This window comes from Kitasatospora sp. NPDC059646 (assembly GCF_042734615.1).
GTDB lineage: Bacteria > Actinomycetota > Actinomycetes > Streptomycetales > Streptomycetaceae > Kitasatospora.
This window is the reverse complement of the sequence record NZ_JBHWDS010000088.1, coordinates 1-19,559: the sequence shown is the minus strand read 5'-3', so window position 1 is coordinate 19,559 and position 19,559 is coordinate 1. Positions and strand designations below refer to the sequence as shown.

At 74.2% G+C, this 19,559-nt stretch carries 12 protein-coding genes; 2 read left to right on the top strand and 10 right to left on the bottom strand.

Annotated features, from left to right (window positions below):
• Positions 1–213: 213 nt before the first annotated feature.
• The 7 genes from ACFV1L_RS35375 to ACFV1L_RS35345 all read right to left on the bottom strand — a co-directional run bounded on the left by ACFV1L_RS35375 (position 214) and on the right by ACFV1L_RS35345 (position 11,499).
• Entirely contained in the window at positions 214–1,812 is a 1,599-nt protein-coding gene (locus ACFV1L_RS35375) for a class I adenylate-forming enzyme family protein (protein ID WP_380374162.1), read from the bottom strand.
• A gap of 2,122 nt (positions 1,813–3,934) precedes the next feature.
• On the bottom strand, positions 3,935–5,470 hold the full coding sequence (locus ACFV1L_RS35370; protein ID WP_380374159.1) for a CoA transferase: 1,536 nt from the start codon (positions 5,468–5,470) through the stop codon (positions 3,935–3,937).
• 208 nt (positions 5,471–5,678) lie between these two features.
• Positions 5,679–6,497, bottom strand: coding sequence for a class I SAM-dependent methyltransferase (locus ACFV1L_RS35365; RefSeq protein ID WP_380374156.1), 819 nt, complete (start codon positions 6,495–6,497; stop codon positions 5,679–5,681).
• Entirely contained in the window at positions 6,497–8,029 is a 1,533-nt protein-coding gene (locus tag ACFV1L_RS35360) for a protoporphyrinogen/coproporphyrinogen oxidase (RefSeq protein ID WP_380374153.1), read from the bottom strand. Before ACFV1L_RS35360 ends, ACFV1L_RS35365 begins: the two co-directional genes overlap by 1 nt.
• Before the next feature lie 185 nt (positions 8,030–8,214).
• The gene (locus tag ACFV1L_RS35355; RefSeq protein ID WP_380374150.1) at positions 8,215–9,918 is read right to left on the bottom strand and encodes an AMP-binding protein; all 1,704 of its coding nucleotides are present in this window, start codon (positions 9,916–9,918) and stop codon (positions 8,215–8,217) included.
• Complete coding sequence (locus ACFV1L_RS35350; protein WP_380374147.1) at positions 9,915–10,955, bottom strand: UbiA family prenyltransferase; 1,041 nt, start codon at positions 10,953–10,955, stop codon at positions 9,915–9,917. Before ACFV1L_RS35350 ends, ACFV1L_RS35355 begins: the two co-directional genes overlap by 4 nt.
• A 232-nt stretch (positions 10,956–11,187) precedes the next feature.
• Positions 11,188–11,499 (bottom strand): hypothetical protein, encoded by a 312-nt coding sequence (locus ACFV1L_RS35345; RefSeq protein WP_380374145.1) that lies wholly within the window; start codon positions 11,497–11,499, stop codon positions 11,188–11,190.
• 244 nt (positions 11,500–11,743) lie between these two features.
• On the opposite strand from ACFV1L_RS35345, the gene ACFV1L_RS35340 reads away from it, so the two are divergent.
• A complete protein-coding gene (locus tag ACFV1L_RS35340) occupies positions 11,744–12,295 on the top strand; it encodes an NUDIX domain-containing protein (RefSeq protein WP_380374143.1) in 552 nt (183 codons plus the stop codon).
• A 377-nt stretch (positions 12,296–12,672) separates the two neighbouring features.
• Here the strand turns inward: ACFV1L_RS35340 and ACFV1L_RS35335 are convergent, their stop codons facing one another.
• Positions 12,673–14,328, bottom strand: a complete 1,656-nt coding sequence (locus tag ACFV1L_RS35335; protein ID WP_380374141.1) for a phytoene desaturase family protein — start codon at positions 14,326–14,328, stop codon at positions 12,673–12,675.
• A gap of 414 nt (positions 14,329–14,742) precedes the next feature.
• On the opposite strand from ACFV1L_RS35335, the gene ACFV1L_RS35330 reads away from it, so the two are divergent.
• Positions 14,743–16,788, top strand: coding sequence for an acetoacetate--CoA ligase (locus ACFV1L_RS35330; RefSeq protein ID WP_380374139.1), 2,046 nt, complete (start codon positions 14,743–14,745; stop codon positions 16,786–16,788).
• A 90-nt stretch (positions 16,789–16,878) separates the two neighbouring features.
• On the opposite strand, the gene ptsP is transcribed toward ACFV1L_RS35330, so the two are convergent.
• Positions 16,879–18,549, bottom strand: a complete 1,671-nt coding sequence (ptsP, locus tag ACFV1L_RS35325; protein WP_380374136.1) for a phosphoenolpyruvate--protein phosphotransferase — start codon at positions 18,547–18,549, stop codon at positions 16,879–16,881.
• A 29-nt stretch (positions 18,550–18,578) separates the two neighbouring features.
• Positions 18,579–19,028 carry a PTS glucose transporter subunit IIA gene (locus tag ACFV1L_RS35320; RefSeq protein WP_014134685.1) on the bottom strand — a complete coding sequence of 150 codons (450 nt, stop codon included), beginning with the start codon at positions 19,026–19,028 and terminating at the stop codon, positions 18,579–18,581.
• Between the last annotated feature and the right edge of the window lie 531 nt (positions 19,029–19,559).

The window sequence follows — 19,559 nt, the reverse complement described above, 5'->3', positions numbered from 1 at the left end:
GTTTATAAGACCCCGCCCCGCGGGCGGCGGTAACCCCGCGGGGGCGCGCCCCGCGCCGGGCGCCCCCGCGCCGGCGTCCCCCCCCCCCCCCCCCCGGGGCGGGGCCGCCCCCCCCGCGGGGGGCAGGCCCGGACGCCGTGACGCCAGGGCAATCCGACGATGCGACGCCGTGACGGTGCGGCGTCGCGACACCGGGCGCCGCGGCGGTCCGCCTCAGCCCGTCGCCGCGTGCGCGCGGGTCGCCGCCGTCGCCAGCTCGGTGAGCGCCAGCCGGTCCGGCTTCCCCGACGCGCCGAGCGGCAGGCGCTCCAGCAGGACCAGCCGCTCCGGCCACTTGTACTTCTCCAGTCCGCACAACCCGCCCAAGTAGTCGGTCAGTTCGGCGAGCTCCGGCCCCCCGTCGGCCCGCTCGCGCGGGACGGCGCACACGCACATCCGCTCCCCGAGATCCGGATCCGGCACCGGTACGCACACCGCCTCCGCCAGCCCGGGATGCCCCTCCAGCAGCCGTTCCACCTCGGACAGGCCGATCGACACCCCGCCCCGGTTCACCATCTGCTTGATCCGCGCCACCACCCGCAGCGACCCGTCCGCCTCCAGCACCCCCCGGTCGCCCGACCGCACCCAGCCGCCGTCCACCCGCAACCGGGCGTCCAACTCCGGTGCGCCGACGTGGCACAGCGGACTCATCGGGCCGCGCGCCTGCAACTCGCCCGCCACCCCCGCCGGCACCGGCCGCCCGTCCGGCCCGCACACCCGGAACTCCGCCACCGCCGGATCGGGCCGCCCCACCCGCAGCACATCGCCGTCGGAACTCGTCCACCGCGCATGGCAGTTCAGGCCGTCACTGGCCCCGTACACGTTCACCACCGGCCGGCCGAACCGCCGCAACGACGCCGCCAGCACCGCCGACGAGAGCATCGCCGAACTCGACACCACCGCCTGCAACGACGACAAGTCCTCGCCCGGCAGCGGCGGTTGCTCGGCCAGCCGCCGCAACATGGTCGGCACCGCGGCCAGGTGCGTCGGCCGCCAACGCCCCACCGCCGCCAGCGCGTCCACCGGATCGAACCGCTCCCGCAACACCACCGTCGCACCGCACCGCACCAGCGCCACCAGCCCCAACGACCCGTACGACGTTGCCGGATGGACCAGCAGCAACACCCGCGGCGGCGACCCGTCCGCCGTCTCCAACACCCGCTCCACGTACCGTCCGCGGCCCCCCGCCAGCGCATTGTGCGCGTACGCGATCAGCTTCGGCGCCCCCTCCGACCCCGAGGACACCAGAATCCGCGCCGGGGCCTCCGCATCCACCGCCGCCGGCTCCCACCCCGCCCGCTCCGGCCACGGGTCCGCCCCCAGCACCACCACCTCGTGCAGCCAGGGCAGTTCGGGCCGCAGGCCGTCCACCAAGCCCTTCCACTCCGGCACCGTCACCACCGCATCCGCCCGCGACACGCCCAGCAACGCCAACAGGTCCCGCCGACCGTGCCCCGGCACGCACGGCAGCGCCACCGCTCCCAACGCCGCCACCGCCAGATCCACCGCGACCGCCCGCCAGTCCGCCGGAACCTTCGTCGCCACCACCGACCCCGGCCGCACCCCCCGCGCCGCCAGGCCGGCCGCCAACCCCCGCACCCGCCGCGCCAGTTCCTCGAACGTCAGCTCGCCCCCGCCGTCCACCACCGCTACCCGGCCGCCGTCCACCCCCACCCGCTCCACGAACAGCTCGTACAACCCCCGCCCCGGGCACCACCCCCGGGCCACCCACTCCTCCCGCAACCCCGCCTCCACCTGATCGGGAAACTCCACCCCGGCCACCGAGACCCACGCACCGCCCACGACCACCACTCCCATCACCGATCGATCCACACCGAAAGCCACTGGCTGCACGCCCCGAGCCATGTCCCGCCAGCAGGCCAGCAGTTGACCCGCCCACACCCGACCGCCGCCCGGTCACCCGCCACCACCCCTGCGCAGCCACCCGCGACAGCGCAGCCGGGCCGTATGCGGCCGGATCCCACTGCCGGGGCCGTCTGTCGCCCCGCCGCCCTGCTCGCGGTTCCACCCACCGGCGGTGGCACCCGCCCCGGCTGCCACGGGAACCGAACGGCAGGCGGTACGCCACCGACAGCTGCCGCGCGGAGCACGGGCACCGCCGGTGGGCCCGACTCCGGGCCGGCGCCCACCAGGTCGCCACCGGCCTCGCGATGACGGCCCGGCAGAGAGCCACCGGGTCGTTCCCCACAGCTCCCGGACACCCCGGCGGCATCCGCTCCGCGGTGACGACCTGTCCCGGCCGGGCGACCGTGGCAGACCGTCCGGGCACCGGAGACCCGCGAGCCCCTTCCGGCACGGCCCCACCCGTCCGTCGCCGCCGCCAGGCGTCGACGGACGCCGGGGAGAGCACCGGTGCCCGACCGCGGGGCGGCTGTTGGCCGGGTGCGCTTCCTTCCGGCGCCCTCGTTCGGCGTCTCCCCGGTCAGGCATGCCCCTGCGGGGCGGGGACCGTCCGACCGGCGCGGTGCGTCAGCTGCCGGGCCGCGTGCGGGCAGCGAGCCGTGCGCGCGCTCACCGCCCGCTGTCGGGTGGCTCCGACGTCCGTACCTGGCGCGCAGCCGGTGCCACCCGGCACCAGCGGTGCTCTCCGACCGGCCTGTCGGCGCTCCCTGGTCCGGGCTGCGATCCACCTGCGGTGGCGGTGGCGGTGTCGCTGCCGCGTCGGGCGTGAGCTTCTTGGCTCCCGGATCGCACGCGCTGCCACGGCGGATGCGCCGGCCCGTCGCCCGGAAGGCGGCCCGACCGTTCTGCCGCTGGGTCCGGCGGCCCCTCACCGCCTCCGGAACTCGACCGCCAGCGCATGTCGGTACGTCATGGCCCGTGCTGCGGCATCCGACTGCCTTCCGTGAACGACCGTGAGGAACGCTGCTGCGGCCAGGGTGGCGTGGCAGGGCAACAGGACTTCCGCCGCGGCAACTCGTTAGCGGCCCTGCGCCCGGTCCGCATTCGCTGCGCGTCGGGCGTACGGGTACTCCGCCTCGCACGACGTACCCGGACCGGCGGCGTCCCGAACGGCTTCCGGTACAGGCGCGGCCGGTCGGTTCGTCCACCCCGTCGTTCCGTCCCGGAAGCTTCCCGGTGCCATCGGCCCCCTGTCGGCTCAGTGCCGGACAGCCTCGCCGGTTGCCGCCGTCGGTCCGCGACCACATCTCAACGGGCCCGCTGCGCGCCCCTGCCCGTCCTCGCGCGCAGCTACCAGGACTACGCCCCGGCGTGGGCAACGGACACCGGCCGGCTCCGCCCGGACGTGCACGGCCGGCCGCCTCGGAGCCCAGATCCTTGTGGCGCGGCCCGCGCCCTCCCGGCACGCAAGCGCCCGCGCCTGCCGACCGCACGCGTCCGCGCGGCTCGCGACCCACCCGCCCGGGAGCCCGCGAACCCCCACGCCTGCGCCCGCCGATCGGGAACGCCCCGGGCAATCCGCACGCCAGGGCCCGGCAGCGCCGCACCTCCCACGCCAGGGCCCGGCAGCGCCGCACCCCGCACATCCTGGTCCGGCGACCAACCGCGCCCACGCACGCGCGTCCTGCCCGTCCTCCTGCCGCTCGTGCGCGGTCGCCACGTCCCCGCCGCCCGCCCCGCCCGGGCAACGGCTCACGGCACCCCCGCGCCCGCCGCGACCGCCGGTCCGCCCGCCGCTCCTGGGCGTCCGCCCGCCGTTCGGAAGGCCCTGACCGCCGTTCCGAAGCCCCCGGCCGCCGCAGGCCGCCGCGACCGTCGGACACACCCTCGGCCGGGGGAGCGCAGCGCCCCCACCGCCCGTACCCGCAGCGCCTGCGGCCCCGACCGCTCAGGCCCCGCCGGGACATCCACCGGCCCGCGCGCCCGCACAGCGAGCGGCACCACCGTCCGCGCCACTGCCACCGCCAGCGGCTCACGTCCGGAACTCCCACGGCGCACGGACCACGGCGCACCCGGGACCGTCCACCGCCGCCGCGAAGCGCGGATCAACGGCCAACGCGGACAGGTCCGTGCACACCTCGACCCCGACGTCCTGCGAGCCCGGTGCGCTCACCGCACCGCCCAGCAACCGCGCCGCCGACAACAGCGACGACTCCACCCGCTGCGCCCGACCCGTCCGGGCCTGCGCGGCCAGCGCGGCGGCCGTCGCCGTCGCACAGACCAGCCCGCCCAAGACGTCACACACCGTCAGCAGCGTGGGCCGGGGCGGCTGCCCGGGCGGGGCCAGAAGAGCGGCGAGACCCGAGTGCGCCTGGACCGGGTAGTCGGTGGTGACGCCGGGCGCGCCGCCGGACGCCTGTGCGTACACCAGGCCGGGACGGACCCCGTCCAGCGCCTCCGCGTCCAGGCCCAGCCCGGCGACCTTCGACGGGTCCAGGCTGTGCAGGAGCACGTCCGCACCGCGCACCAACTCGCGGACGGCGGACCGCCCTCGGGTCGACCGAAGGTCCGCCTCGAACACCTGCTTTCCGCGATTGAGCGCAGCGAACCGCGCCGACACCGGCTCCCCGTCGATCTCGGTCATCGGCGGAACACCCCGCAACGGATCCCCGCCGACCGGCTCGACCCGCACCACCCGCGCGCCGAGCAGCGCCAACACCCGCCCGGCCATCGGACCTTGGACCCGCCGGGCGACCTCCACCACCGTGACCCCGTCCAACGGGCCGCGCCCGTCCGCCGGGACGCGGCACGAGGACGTCCCCACCCCGCCCTCCCGCACCTGCCACGGCCGCGCACCATCCACCGCTCCCCGCAGCGCGCTGTCCGCCGCTCCCGGCCGCGCGACCGCCACCGTCACGGTCACCCCGCACCGCTCGGCCGACCCGGCCAGCCGGTCGAACGCCAACTTCTCGGTCGCGGCGAAGAGTTCGTCCGGCAGCGGGCAGGTCGCCGTCCCGTACCGGGCCTGGAACGGAAGCCATGACCGGCCCACCAGCCGCCGCTCGACGCCGAGTTCGGTCCAGAACCGCAGCCAGCCGTCCGCCGCGAGGGTCTCCACCTCGAACCAGACCCCGTCCGCCGACCGGAACGGCGGACCGCCCACCCCGCTCGGCTCCGGACACGGCTCCTCCGCGGTCGCCGCGGCCACGTACTGCGACAGGCCGAGCAGCGCGGCCTGTGCCACCGACACCTCCACCTCGCGGTACGGGACGCCCAACTGCCGCGCCCGCAGAGCCGCGAGAGCGCCACCCGCAGCCAGCACCCCGGCGGCGACCGAGGCGAAGTCCACGCCCAGCGGTCGCGGACCGCCGTACCTGCGCCCGTGGACGTGCATCACGCCGCAGGCCGCCTGCACGTCCGCCTCACTCCGCAACGGGAGTTTCACCGGGCCCGCCCAGGACAGCCGGCAGGCCAGGTCTTCGCCGAGCTCCAGCAGCCCGCCCTCCGCCTCGACCGCCGCCCGGACCCCGGCAGCCAGCAGCAGATCGGCCGCGACCCGGGTCGCCACCCGAGGCCGCGAGCCATCCAGGATGTGATCCATCGCTCTTGCGCCACAGTGCAGTTGATCGCTCGTCATTCCAACCTCCCAGAACCGCGAACCGTTGCGAGCCGGCCGCGCCACCCCGCCCCGCCTCACCGAGAGGCCGCCACGTCACACCCGACCCGCCCACCCGCCCACCCCGACCGGGCCGCGGGAACCGGCACCTCCGCCGTCGTCACGGCTTCCGGCCGTGCACCGCGTACACCACGTTCGAGCAGGCCCGGAACCTCGGATCGGCGAACACCGCGCGGAGCTCGGCGAGTTCGCCGTCCGTCAGGCCCTCGCGCACCAGGGCGTCGCGCAGGTGCCAGGTGTTGTGCACCTGCATCTCCAACTGCGGCGTGCCGGGCGCGAGCATGTCCACGTGCGGCGACACCTCCACCCCGACGAACCCGGCGCGCACCATCGCGGCGGCGCACTTCCGGCCCCAGCCCTGGTCCGATCCGCGCGCGCCGAACGCCCGCAACTTCGCCTGCCGGTACCGCTCGTAGAGCTCCCCGGACCGTTCGTCGGGGGCGGTCAGCACCGGCGCGTACTCGGCGTCGAACTCCAGCAGGTGCAGCACCCCGCCCGGCCGCAGCGCGGCGAACAGGCGGGCCAACACGGCCTCCCGCTCCGGCAGATGGGACAGCAGCAGCCGTACGTGCACCAGGTCGAACGCGTCCTCCGGCAGCGCCTCCCGCACCACGTCGTGCCGGCGCACCGTCAGCGCCGGCCGTGCGGCGATCGGCAGCGGTGCCAGGTCCGTCGCCAACACCGAACCGGTGGGCCCGACCTGGTCCGCCAGCCAGAGCGCGATGCTCCCCGCCCCGGCGCCCACCTCAAGGCAGCTCATGCCGGGCCGCACCCCGGCCCGGAGCAGCTCACCGACACTGACCGGGTCCAACCAGGCCGCCAGACACCGGTGTTGACCGCCGGCATGGGCGCTCCCGTTGTCGAACAGGTACGACCCGCCACCGGCCCCGGCCGCCACCTCCCGCACCGAGCCGCCCATCACGCAGTCCCGGCCGTCTCGACCGTCTCCGGCGCCGGTGCCGGCGCCGGAGCCTTGGTCGCCCCGGCCCCGCTGACCGTCCCGGCCTCACCGACCGCCTCGCCGACCGCCTCGCCGACCGCCTCGCCGACCGCCTCGCCGACGGCCGCCGCGGAGACCGCTGCCCCAGGTGCCGACACCGCCACGGTCACGGACCGCTCCGCCCCGAACGCGAGCACCCGCTCGGCGGCCAACTTGCCCGAGCGGACGGCGCCTTCACTGCTCGGCCGCAGCATCACCCAGTCCCCGGCGTACTCCACCGCCCGGGCCGGCCGCGCCAGGAACGCGGCCCGCTCCCGCACCGCCGCCGGCGCACCCTGCGGCAGGCCGAGCCGGAAGCGGTGCACCAGCGTGCGGACAGTGGCGTCCCGCAGACCGGGCACGAAGCGCTCGGCCTCCGCACAGACCGTCTCCACCACCCGCTCGTCCGGCTCGTCCAGCAACTCAGGCGAGACCCACGGCGACGCGAACACGCTCGCCAGCCCCCGGCCTTCGGGCGCCCGGCCCTCCGCCTTCAGGTGATCCAGGATCACGCCGGTGCAGACCCGGCTCTCGCTCTCCGGCACCGACAACGCGTAACTGGGGGAGCGCGTCGGACTCGGCAGCGGACGGTCCAGCAGACAGGCGACCTTGAGCATCGGCGTGTACGTGCTCGCCGCCAGGTACGGACGCGCGTCGTCCGCGACCGCCCCGTGCAGCTCCAGCGCCAGCGGCGCCGGCACCGCGAGCACCACCTGCCGGGCCGACACCTGCGTGCCGTCGGCGAACTCCAGCCGCGCGCCCGCCGAGCCGGACTCCTCGTGGACCGCCACCACCCGCGCGGCGACGTCCACCCGGAGGCGTTCCGCCAGCCGGCGGGCCAAGGTGTCCATGCCGTCCCGGTAGGTCATCCAGCGGGCACCGGCCCCGCCGACCGACATCAGCGTGGCCACCATCGGCGCCATCGCGGAACTCTCCGGCCGCCAACCGAAGCAGTGACTGGAAAGCGGTTGCAGCATGGCGGCGAGCAACTCCTCCCGCCCGGCCGAACCGGCGCAGAACTGGCTGAGCGTCAGATCCCGGCAGGGCGCGGTCTCCGGCCGGTCCGGGTCGAAGCCGCGCCACGACGTGGACAGCTCCGCCGCGAACCGCAGCCACGCCGCCCGGCCCCGCCAGGACAGCCCGGCACCCGTCAACAGGCCCTTCGGATGGCCGAGATGGGCATGCGCCCGGCCGGCCCGCCACAGCGCGAAACCGGGCTCGACCACCGGTACCTCGGACTCCGGGATGCCGACCGCGCGAATCAGCTCCCAGGTCGCCTCGTACCCGGCGCCCGCGATGGTCTCCGCACCCTCGTCCAGCAACCACCCGTCGACCCGGCTGGACGCCATCCGTCCGCCCACCCGGTCCGCGCCCTCGAAGACCCGCACCTCACGGCCGGCGGCCACCAGGTGATGCGCCGCGGACAACCCCGCGATCCCCGCACCCACCACCGCAACATCGAGCTCGTCCACGCCCAACTCCTCATCCGTTCCACACCCGCAGCACCCCTGCGGCCCCCGCCCTGCACCACTGACCACCCCGCCCGGCCCGGCCCGAGCCCGCAGCCCCTCCGATCCCGCACAGGCGGGCGGACCCAACGGGAGGCCCACCCGCCCGGAGACCACCTCCCGGCTACCGGTTCACGACAGCCACCGGTTCACGTCCACCGGCCCGTCCCGATCGGCGAACTCCCCGCCAGCACCTGTTCGCGCAGCTCGTGCCGCCGCACCTTCCCGGTGGCGGTCCGCGGCACCGCGTCCCAGGCGACGAGCAACGGCTCGGCCAACGGCGGCAGATCGCTCACCGCCTCCTGCCAGCGCTGCGGGTCCAGTTCGCCGTCGGCGGTGACCAGCACCGGCTGCGGACGCCCGTCCGCCACCGACAGCAGCACGGCCTCCTCGACGTCCGGCAGCCGGTCGTGCAGCACGTCCTCGATCTCGACGCAGCTCAGCCCGGGGACCATGTCCACCTCCCGGTCCAGCACGAGCACCCGGCCGTCCCGGGTGTGCACCCCGAGGTCACCGGTGTTGAACCACCGGCCGTCGACCTTCTGCGCCCAGCGCTCCGGCTCGCCGAGGTAGCCGAGGCACAGCGCCCCCGTACGGGCGTACAGCAGGCCGGTCTCACCGCGCCGCACCGCCCGCCCGGGCTGCTCCGGATCGGCTACCTTCACCCGGACCCACCCGGGCACCGGACGGCCCAGATCCCGGGTGGTCGGGTGCCGGCCGGCCGGGGCGGAAAGCGTTTTCCGGGTCAGGAACCGGAAGCTCAGCGGACCGGTCTCGCTCTGCCCCCAGCCCTGCATCCACAGCGTCCGCCGCCGCTGACTCGCATTCAGGAAGGCCCGCATCGTCGGCGGATGCATCGCGTCGAACGTCGAGATGAACAACCGCACGTCCCGGAACGGATTCCCCGGCGCCCCCGAACTCGCCGAACTCCCCGAACCGTCCGCGTCCTCCGCGCCGCCGTCGGCCAGGTGCTGCCACCGCACGTAGGTGGACGGCATCGCCTCCAGCACGGTCGGCGGGTGGCTGCGCAGCAGCGCGGCGGCCGTGGACGGATCGGAGTCCGGCAGCAGTGCGAGGGTCCGCGGCGCCCGCCACAGCGCACTGACGGTCCAGGTCAGGGCCCGGCCGTGGGCGAACGAGATGGCGCTGGCGACGGTGTCGTCGCCGCGCACCGACAGCACCGGCCAGGGCCGCGCCTCGAATGCCGACAGCCGACGGATCAGCGTCCTGGTGGAGTGCACCACCAGCTTGGGCACCCCGGTGGTGCCCGAGGTGTGAATGATCGCCAACGGCTCGTCGTCGCCCCGCGAGTGCACCGGCGGAACCGCCCCGCCCCGCAACTCGTCCGGCGTCAACGCGCCCTCCTCGGGCCAGTCCAGACACACCGTCCGGGTGGCGTGCCCGCACAGGTCGTGCCCGGCGGCCCGCGCACCCGCCAGGACGTCCCGCTGGGTGACCAGGACGTCCGGACGCAGCCGGTGCAGCAGCGCGACCAGCCCGTCCGGCGCGACCCGGTCGGAGAGCAGCGCCGGCACCGCCCCGAGCCGCGCCGCCGCGCAGGCCAGCAGCACGTAGTCCCAGTGGTTGCGCTTCATGATCGCCACGGACGATCCCGGACGCGCACCCGCCGCCGCCAGCCACGCCGCGGTCTCCCGCACCAACTCGGCAAGGCCCGCGGTGTCCCAGGCGGCGCCGCCCTCCGGCGCCAGGTCCAACGGACGGCCCAACCGGACGTCCACCGACGGTCGTTGCTCGGCCAGCGTGTCGAACAGCGGCCCCAGGTCCAGCGGCAGCCGCCGCGCCAGGGACGCCAGCCCGCCACCGCGCCGGTCCGTCCGGCCGGTGCCCGTCACAGCCCGCCGCCCAGCACCGCCACCGCCAGGTCCACGCCCACCAGCAGGGCGCAGCACACCCGGTGCAGGTGGATGCCCAGCCGACGGGCGACCAGGATGTCGCCCCGGACGAACCCGAGCACCCACTGCCGGGCCCGCAGCGCCATCACCGGGGACATCACCACCGGGAACCACCACGGCGCGAGCCCGGCCACCGCGGAACCCACCAGCAGCGCCGCCTCCAGCGCCGAACACCCGGCCACGAACGCGGCGTTGCCGCGCGGCGACACCAGCACCGCGACCGTCTTGCGGCCCACCGCCCGGTCGCCCGGGATGTCATTGGTGTTGGAGTACACGCCGAACAGCAGCGGGCCCAGGCCGAACACCAGCGCCTGCACGGCGACGAAACCGTCGAACCGGCCGGTCAGCAGCCCGTACAGGGGGAGGACGAAGAACCAGCCGAGCGCGGCGAGGAAGAACTCCTGGAAGCCGTTGTAACTGATCCGCAGCCACCACGAGTACTGGAAGCCGCACACCGCCAGCGCCGCGACCCCGGCGACCGCCCAGACCGGCCGGGCCGGAGCCAGCGCCACCGCCGCGAGCCAGCACAGCACGCACGCCGCGACCGTCGCCCAGCCGAACCGGATCGCCTGCGGCTCCGTCAACGTGCCCGCCACCAGCGGCTTTCGGACCAGCCGCCGGGCCGGCGCGTCCGGACCGTAGTTCACCGCGTCACTGCCGTCCCGGTACCCGGTCACGTCGTCGAAGGTGCACATCGCCGCACTCATCGCGACCTCGCCGCCGAGGAACAGCACCAGCACCGCCAGCGTGACGCCGACACCCGCCCCGGCCGCCGCGCCCGACCCGGTCGCCGCCACCATCGCGGCCACCAGCGGGACGCTCAAGTAGTAGTCGTAGATGTCGAGTTTGGCCAGCCTGGCGTACGCCCGCCAAGCGGCCGGGGCCGCCCCACGAGCGGTTGCCGCCCCCGGGACGGCAGCCGGCTCGGGGGCGGCGACACCCGCCTCCCGGGCAGCGGACACAGCGACGTGCTCCACGGAAACGCAGTCCTCTCAATGGCGGCCGCAACCCCGGGACGCCACAGCGCCGGGGGGCCTCAGACAACGAGCCGACCGCACTGGCGGTACGTCAATTCACCACCGCAGGCGAGAAGTCGGCGTTGCCCATGATGGCATAGCGCCACCGATCGGATGCATTTCTGTGATAAGAACAAAATGGTGGGCGTCCGGCCATTCCGCCGAACGCCCGACCGAATTCACAGTCGCCGGATCAGGCGGAGAAGCTCCCCGCACCACCCGGCACGTGCGTCCCGTAACCCGGCTGCACGGTCAACGACGGGCCCAGACAGAACGGGTTGCCGTACACCTGAACCGGGCCGTCGGTCTCATTGTTCAACACGTGTGCCAAGGCCGGGAGTTGCTGGCAACCCGCCGGGTCCCGGTACACGTCCAGGGGCAGAGCCTCGGTCGAGAACACCACTACCTCGCCGCTCGCCGCCCGAGTCGTCGCAGGTGCTGGGGCCGCCAGGCCGATCACCGAGGCCGCAGCGACCATCGAAACGAGAATTGCTCGCACAATCATCCTTAAGTGCAAAGAAATACCCGCGTCCGTCGCGGGTCCACTCCATCGCTATCGTGCGCACGCCCCCGAATTCCAACACCGCGCCCCGAATTCACCCACCCGGCGGGACTCCGGCGGGACACGGCCGCCCCGCCCGCGCCCCTGCGCGCCCCCAGCCGTGACCGACCGGACCAATGCCGCCGTGCCCGTCCCGGCTTTCCGCTTCCCGCCCCGCCCCATCACCCGATCGAACTACCATCCCCCCATGACGACCCAGCCGTCCGCCCGTCCCGCCCCCTTCGGCCCGAACTCGCACTGCCACTGGTGCGGAACGCCCTACCCGGCCGGCACCGAGACCTGGCCGCGCAGCTGCCCCGGCTGCCACGAACTCAGCTACCGCAACCCGCTGCCGGTCACCGTCGCCCTCCTCCCCGTCCACCACCCCGACGGGGACACCCGGCTCACCGTCATCCGCCGCACCATCGAACCCGGCTACGGCGAACTCGCCCTCCCCGGCGGCTACATCGACTACGGCGAGAGCTGGCAGCAGGCCGCCGTCCGCGAACTCCGCGAAGAGACCGGCATCCTGGCCGACCCCGCCGACGCCCGTCTGGTGTCCACCGACTCCGACACCCTCGGCGGCTTCCTCTGCCTCTTCGCCCTCCTCCCCGCCCGCAACCTCGCCGACCTCCCCCCGTCCGTCCCCACCGACGAGACCGAAGGCTGGCAACTGGCCACCGCCGACACCCCGTTGGCCTTCCCCTTCCACACCCGCGTCGCCCGCTCCTGGTTCAACGGCGAGTTCACCCTCCGCTGACCTGGCCGACCGCCGTGGGAGCGGCGCGGCGGCGGAACGCGCGGCCGGGAAAGCGCTTACCGAGTGCTGCCCCTCGGGTCGGGCGGACGGATCGGAAAGCGCTTTCCGGCCGCTTGGCCGGCCGCCCGCCCGCCCACGCACATTCGCTCGCCGTCGGATCGCCCATGTCCGGGAAAGCGCTTACCGCGTGGCTGAGTCGCACGTCCGCCGAACGGCGGGAAACCGCTTTCCCGATGCCCCTCCGCCCCCCGGAGTGACCCTGGCGGCCCGCAACTGCGACCACGCTCCGGAGGGCAAGCGCTTTCCCTGGCCGCCGGGCAAGCGCTTTCCCCGCCCACCCGGTAAGCGCTTACCGACTGTCCCCGGCACCGCCGCCACTACCGACCCAGCACGGCCATGGCCGCGTTGTGCCCCGGAATCCCGCTCACCCCGCCGCCCCGCACGGCACCGGCCCCACAGACCAGGACCCGGGGGTGCGCGGTCTCCACGCCCCACCGCCCGACACCCTCGTCCGCGCGGAACGGGAACGCCAGGTCGCGGTGGAAGATGTTGCCGCCCGGCAGGCGGAGTTCGGCCTCCAGGTCCAGCGGACTCCGGACCTCCAGGCAGGGCCGCCCTTCCCCGTCGACCGCCAGGCAGTCCGCGAGCGGCTCCGCCAGCACCCCGTCCAGCGCGGCCAACACACCCTCCAGTGCGGCCTTCCGCACCCCCTCCGGGTCACCCGCGAACAGCCGCGCCGGCAGTTGCAGTCCGAACAACGTCAGGGTGTGGAACCCGGCCGGCACCTCGGCACCGAGGATCGAACGGTCCGCCAGCGAGTGGCAGTAGATCTCGGACGGCGCGGGGGAGGGGATCCGCCCCTCCGAAGCCGCCCGGTAAGCGCTTTCCAGCTCCCGGTACGACTCCGCGATGTGGAACGTCCCCCCGAACGCGTCCCGCACGTCCACCACCTGGTCCCGCAGCCGGGGAAGCCGACGAAGCAACATGTTGACTTTCAGCTGCGCCCCCTCCGGAAACCCCGAACCGGCACCCCGCCCAGCCCCAGCACTCGCATCGGCACTCGCATCGGCACTCCCACCGGCACCGCTGTCCGCACCCGCGCCCGCATTCACCCCCTCCGGCACACCCCCGCCCACCAGTCGCGCCAGCTCCACCGGCGCGGCGTTGGACAGCACCCACTGCGCACCGACCCGCCGTTCCACCCCGTCCGCGTCCAGGTACCCGACCTCGGCCGGCCGCCCGGGCCCGCCCGGGTCGACCGCGACGACCTCACACCCCGTCAGGAACTCCACGCCGCCCGCCCGGGCGGCATCCGCCAGTGCACCCGTCACCGCACCCATGCCGCCCACCGGCACGTCCCAGTCGCCCGTCCCGCCGCCGATCACGTGGTAGAGGAAGCACCGGTTCTGTCGCAGGGCGGGATCGTGCGCATGCGTGAACGTGCCGATCAACGCGTCGGTCAGCACCACGCCCCGCACCACGTCGTCCGCGAACCGCCGCTCCAGCGCCTCGCCCAACGGCCGGTCGAACAACTCCTCCCAGGCCACCGGATCATCCACCAGGGCCCGCAGCTCCGTCCGTGACGGCAACGGCTCCGTCAATGACGGGAACACCCGCTCCGCCACCCGCCCGGTCATCCCGTAGAACTCCTGCCAGGCCGCGAACTCGCCCTCCCCACCGGTCAGTTCGCGGAACGAATCGGCCGTCCTCCGGTCGTCCGAAGCGTCCACCAGCAACCCGCCCGCGCGGCCGTCCCGCTCCCACGGCGTGTACGAGGAGATCCGCCGGCGCCGCAACTCCACCCGCACGCCCAGGTCGGTGAGGATCCGCCGCGGCAGCAGGCTCACCAGGTACGAGTAGCGCGACAGCCGCGCATCCACCCCCGGGAACGCCCGCTCCGAGACCGCCGCCCCACCCAGGTGCCCGAGCCGCTCCAGCACCAGCACCCGCAACCCGGCACGCCCCAAATACCCGGCCGCCACCAGCCCGTTGTGCCCGCCGCCCACGATCACCACGTCATAAGCCACCGTCATCCCGCCGTCCTACCACCACCCGCCCCCGCCGACCACCCTCCGCGCCCCGACCGTCCGCTCCGACCGTCCAGCACCACGACCACCCGACCGCCCGTCCCCAGGCTCCCGCCCCGACGAACCGCCCCGACGAACCGTCCCGACGAACTGCCCCGAGGAACCGTCCCGAGGAGCCGCCCCGAGGAACCGTCCCGAGGAGCCGCCCCGAGGATCCCTCCCGACCCCGGCAGAACCCGCCCCACCCACCCCACGCAACCGCCGCAACACCCCCCGTCCCGAGCCGCACGGTCCACACGCTCCACCAGCAAGGCAAACCCTGGACCCCCGGACGATCACGTGGCATGGTCAGCACCGTCAACACCCACGGACGGCCCGCCACAAGCCCATCCGTCCCACCACCGGCCTGGAGAACACCACGTGAGCACCCCTCCGACCCCCCAGGACCAGCAGAACCCGCAGCCCGAGCCGCTGTGGCGCCCGGACCCCGCCCGCGCCGCCGCCGGCCGCCTGGTCGCCTTCCAGCGCTGGGCCGCCGAACACCACGGCGCGCCCGCCGCCCCGCTCGCACCGGTCGCCACCGACACCGAGGCCGCCACCCGCTACGCCGACCTCCACCGCTGGTCGACCGAGGACCTCCCGCGCTTCTGGACCGCCGTCACCGAGTACTTCGACGTGCGCTTCCACACCCGCCCCGCCACCGCCCTCGCCGAGCCGGCCACCATGCCGGGCGCGGACTGGTTCCCGGGCGCCACCCTCAACTACGCCGAGCACGCCCTGCGCCCCGCCGAGGACCCGGCCAACGCCGACCGCCCGGCGATCCTCCACCTCGACGAGCGCACCCCCGAACCCGTCGCCACCAGCTGGGCCGAACTGCGCCGCCAGGTCGGCTCGTTGGCCGCCGCCCTGCGCGCCAACGGCGTCCGCCCGGGCGACCGGGTAAGCGCTTACCTGCCGAACATCCCGCAGGCCGCCGTCGCCCTGCTCGCCTCCGCCGCCGTCGGCGCGATCTGGACCAGCTGCGCCCCGGACTTCGGCGCCCGCAGCGTCCTCGACCGCCTCCAGCAGATCGAGCCGACCGTCCTGTTCGCCGTCGACGGCTACCACTACGGCGGCAAGAACCACGACCGCACCGAGGTGGTCGCCGAACTCCGCCGCGAGCTCCCCACCCTCCGCACGGTCGTCCACGTCCCGCTGCTCGGCACCCCCGCCCCCGCCGGCGCGCTGCACTACGACGACCTGGTCGCCGCCGACACCCCGCCGGTCTTCGAGCCCGTCCCGTTCGACCACCCGCTGTGGGTCCTCTACTCCTCCGGCACCACCGGCCTGCCCAAGGCCATCGTGCAGAGCCAGGGCGGCATCCTCGTCGAACACCTCAAGCAGGCCGCCCTCCACCTCGACCTCGGCCCGGACGACCGCTTCCTCTGGTACACCTCCACCGGCTGGATGATGTGGAACTTCCTCCTCGCCGGCCTGCTCACCGGATCCACGATCGTCACCTACGACGGCAGCCCCGGCCACCCCGACACCGGCGCCCTCTGGTCGGTCGCCGCCCGCAGCCGCGCCACCGTCCTCGGCACCTCCGCCGCCTACGTCATCGCCAGCCGCAAGGCCGAACTGCACCCCGGCCGCGACCTCGACCTGTCCGCCGTCCGCTGCATCGGCACCACCGGCTCCCCGCTGCCCCCCGACGGCTTCCAGTGGATCTACGACGAGGTGAAGTCCGACGTCTGGCTCGCCTCCGTCAGCGGCGGCACCGACGTCTGCTCCTGCTTCGTCGGCGGCGTCCCCACCCTCCCCGTGTACGTCGGCGAGATCCAGGCCCCCTGCCTCGGCGCAGCCGTCGAATCCTGGGACCCCAACGGCCACCCCCTCACCGACGCCGTCGGCGAACTCGTCGTCACCAAGCCGCTCCCGTCGATGCCCACCGGCTTCTGGAACGACCCCGACGGCACCCGCTACCACGACAGCTACTTCGACACCTATCCCGGCATCTGGCGCCACGGCGACTGGATCACCGCCACCAACCGCGGCACCGTCGTCATCCACGGCCGGTCGGACTCCACGCTCAACCGGCAGGGCGTCCGGATGGGCTCCTCCGACATCTACGAGGTCGTCGAACGCCTCCCCGAGATCGCCGAATCCCTGGTCATCGGCCTCGAAGAGCCCGACGGCGGCTACTGGATGCCGCTGTTCGTGGTCCTCACCCCCGGCGCCGTCCTGGACGACGACCTCACCGCCCGGATCCGCACCTCGCTGCGCACCGAACTCTCCCCGCGCCACGTCCCCGACGAGGTGATCACCGTCCAGGGACTCCCGCACACCCTCACCGGCAAGCGCCTGGAGGTCCCGATCAAGCGACTGCTGTCCGGCACTCCCCTCACCAAGGCGGTCAACCCCGGGTCCGTCGACAACCTCGACCACCTGCGCTTCTTCGAGCAGCTCGCCACCACCCGCAAGCACTGACCGCCTCAGCACCACGGAAAGGCCCCGAGGGGCCGCCGCCAACCCCCACGGTGGCAGCGACCCCTCGGGAGTCGAGAGTCCGGGCGCGTCCTACGCCCCGGACAACACCTGCTGCGCCGCCGCCCGGGCCTCCGCCGCCGAGTCGGCAGCACGCGCCGCCTCGGCCGCCTGCCGGCACTGCGCCAGCGACACCCGGGCCAACGCCCCCCGCACGTACGGGATCGCCGCCGCGCCCATCGACAGGCTGGTCACCCCGAGGCCCGTCAGCACACACGCCAGCAGCGGATCCGAGGCCGCCTCCCCGCACACCCCGCAGCTCTTCCCGGCCGCCTGCGCCGCCCCGGCCGCCGACGCGATCAGATCCAGCAGCGCCGGCTGCCACGGGTCCTGCAGCCGGGCCAGCGAACCCACCTGCCGGTCCGCCGCGAAGGCGTACTGCGCCAGGTCGTTCGTCCCCAACGACAGGAACTCCACCTCCTGCAGCAGGGACCCCGCCCGCAGCGCAGCTGACGGAATCTCCACCATCGCCCCGTACTTGGCCTCCAGGCCGGCCTCCCGGCAGGCGTCCGCGAAGGCCCGCGCGTCCTCGCGGTCCGCGACCATCGGCGCCATCACCTCCAGGCCCGCCGACAGCCCCTCGGCCGCCCGCGCCAACGCCCGCAACTGCGAACGCAGCACCTCCGGGTGCTCCAACAGCGTCCGCAGCCCCCGCACCCCCAATGCCGGATTCGGCTCGTCCGCGGGCGTCAGGAAGTCCAGCGGCTTGTCCGCCCCCGCATCCAGCACCCGCACCACGACCCGGCCGTCCGGAAACGCCTCCAACACCTTCCGGTACGCCTCGACCTGCTTGTCCTCACTCGGTGCCTTCGCCGAGTCGTCCAGGAACAGGAACTCCGTCCGGAACAGCCCGACACCCTCCGCCCCGTGCTCCAACGCTGCCGGCAGATCTCCCGGACCGCCCACGTTCGCCAGCAGCGGCACCGCGAACCCGTCCGACGTCCGCCCCGGCCCCGAGGCCGCCGCCAGCGCCGCCTGCTGCTCCGCCGCCAGCCGCCGCAACTCCTCCTGCCGCTCCGCCGACGGCTCCACCAGCACCTCGCCGCTGGACCCGTCGACCGCCACCACCACCCCCTCCGCCACCTCCGTCGCCCGCGGCAGCGCCACCACCGCCGGCACCCCCATCGCCCGCGCCAGGATCGCGCTGTGCGACGTCGGCCCGCCCTCCTCCGTCACGAACCCCAGCACCAGCGACGGGTCCAGCAACGCCGTGTCGGCCGGCGCCAGGTCCCGCGCCAGCAGGACATAGGGCTCGTCACTGTCCGGAACCCCCGGCATCGGCACGCCCAGCAGCCGCGCCACGATCCGGTTCCGCACGTCGTCCAGGTCCGCGACCCGACCCGCCAGGTACTCGCCGGCCGCGGCCAGCAGGGCCCGGTACGCCGCGAACGCGTCGTACACCCCGCGCTCCGCGCTGTTGCCCTCCGAGATCCGCCGGTTCACGTCCGCCAGCAGCTCCGGATCCTGCGCCATCAGCGCCTGGGCCTCCAGCACCGCCTGGGCTTCACCGCCCGCCAGGTTGCCGCGCGCGACCAGATCCGCCGCCACCGCCTCGACCGCGGCCTGCGCCCGAGCCTGCTCGCGCGGCGCCTCGGCGGCCGAGATCTGGGTGGCCGGCGGCTCCAGCACCGCCGTCCCCATGTGACGTACCGGCCCGATGGCGACCCCGTGACTCACTCCCACGCCGCGCAGCGTCCGCTCCATGGTCCGAACCCCTTCGCCCGTCGTCGCCGTCAGTTCCAGATGAACAGCTCGCCGCCGGCCGTCACCTCGCCGGACTCCGCCACCCCGCTCAACTGCTCAGCCGAAGCCTCCAGCGCCACGATCGGCGAGATCGGCGACTTCCCGGCCGCCTCCACGGCCGCCGGATTCCACTTGATCACCGGCTGCCCGCGCTTCACCCGGTCCCCCTTGTGCACGAGCAACTCGAAGCCCTCCCCGTTGAGCTGCACCGTGTCGATCCCCAGATGCGTCAACACCCCGTGCCCGTTCTCGTCCATCACCACGAACGCGTGCGGATGCATCGACACCACCTGACCGTCCACGGGTGCCACCGCCTCGATCGGTTCCCGCAACGGATCGATCGCCGTACCCGGCCCGACCATCGCTCCTGCGAACACCGGGTCCGGCACATTGGCAAGGCCGACAGCGCGCCCGGCGAGCGGCGACGTGACAGTGGTCATGGTGGAGCCTCCCAGGTACGGAGTACATCGCGTGCGACCGCACGAGAGCGGCCCGTCGATCGACTGAACACAAATTACGTCAACTTCGGACATTTCATGCCATAACGCTCACGAGTCGCCCGAGTGAAGATCGCCCCAACCGTCCACCCCGCCGCACACGAACCGACCTTCGCGCACCCTCGCCTCCGAACCCGCCACCCTCAAGTGGTCTAGTCCTCTTGGCCAACCCGCCGCACTCTACGGCATCCGGGTGACCCCCCACCGGCCCGCCCGCACGGGCATGCAACCGCTGTCCGAGTGACTGCCCCCCGCCTCGATTAGGCACTCGGCCGCGGACCCGCTATGGTTGCTCAGGTCGCCGGGCAACGGCGGTAAACAGAGCAAGTCGAGAACGCAAACGCTCGGTCAACACCGAGAAAACGGTCTGATAAGCTCTAAACACGAAAGAACGAAGCGCCCGGAGGGTTCGCAGGAATGCGGCTCGAAGGAAGCGTCCGTTCCTTGAGAACTCAACAGCGTGCCAAAAGTCAA

Bases quoted from the DNA above. Each gene is read 5' to 3' on its own strand.
- ACFV1L_RS35365 (WP_380374156.1), bottom strand. From the start codon at position 6,497: ATGGGCGGCTCGGTGCGGGAGGTGGCGGCCGGGGCCGGTGGCGGGTCG.
- ACFV1L_RS35345 (WP_380374145.1), bottom strand. From the start codon at position 11,499: ATGATTGTGCGAGCAATTCTCGTTTCGATGGTCGCTGCGGCCTCGGTG.
- ACFV1L_RS35340 (WP_380374143.1), top strand. From the start codon at position 11,744: ATGACGACCCAGCCGTCCGCCCGTCCCGCCCCCTTCGGCCCGAACTCG.
- ACFV1L_RS35335 (WP_380374141.1), bottom strand. From the start codon at position 14,328: ATGACGGTGGCTTATGACGTGGTGATCGTGGGCGGCGGGCACAACGGG.
- ptsP (WP_380374136.1), bottom strand. From the start codon at position 18,549: ATGGAGCGGACGCTGCGCGGCGTGGGAGTGAGTCACGGGGTCGCCATC.
- ACFV1L_RS35320 (WP_014134685.1), bottom strand. From the start codon at position 19,028: ATGACCACTGTCACGTCGCCGCTCGCCGGGCGCGCTGTCGGCCTTGCC.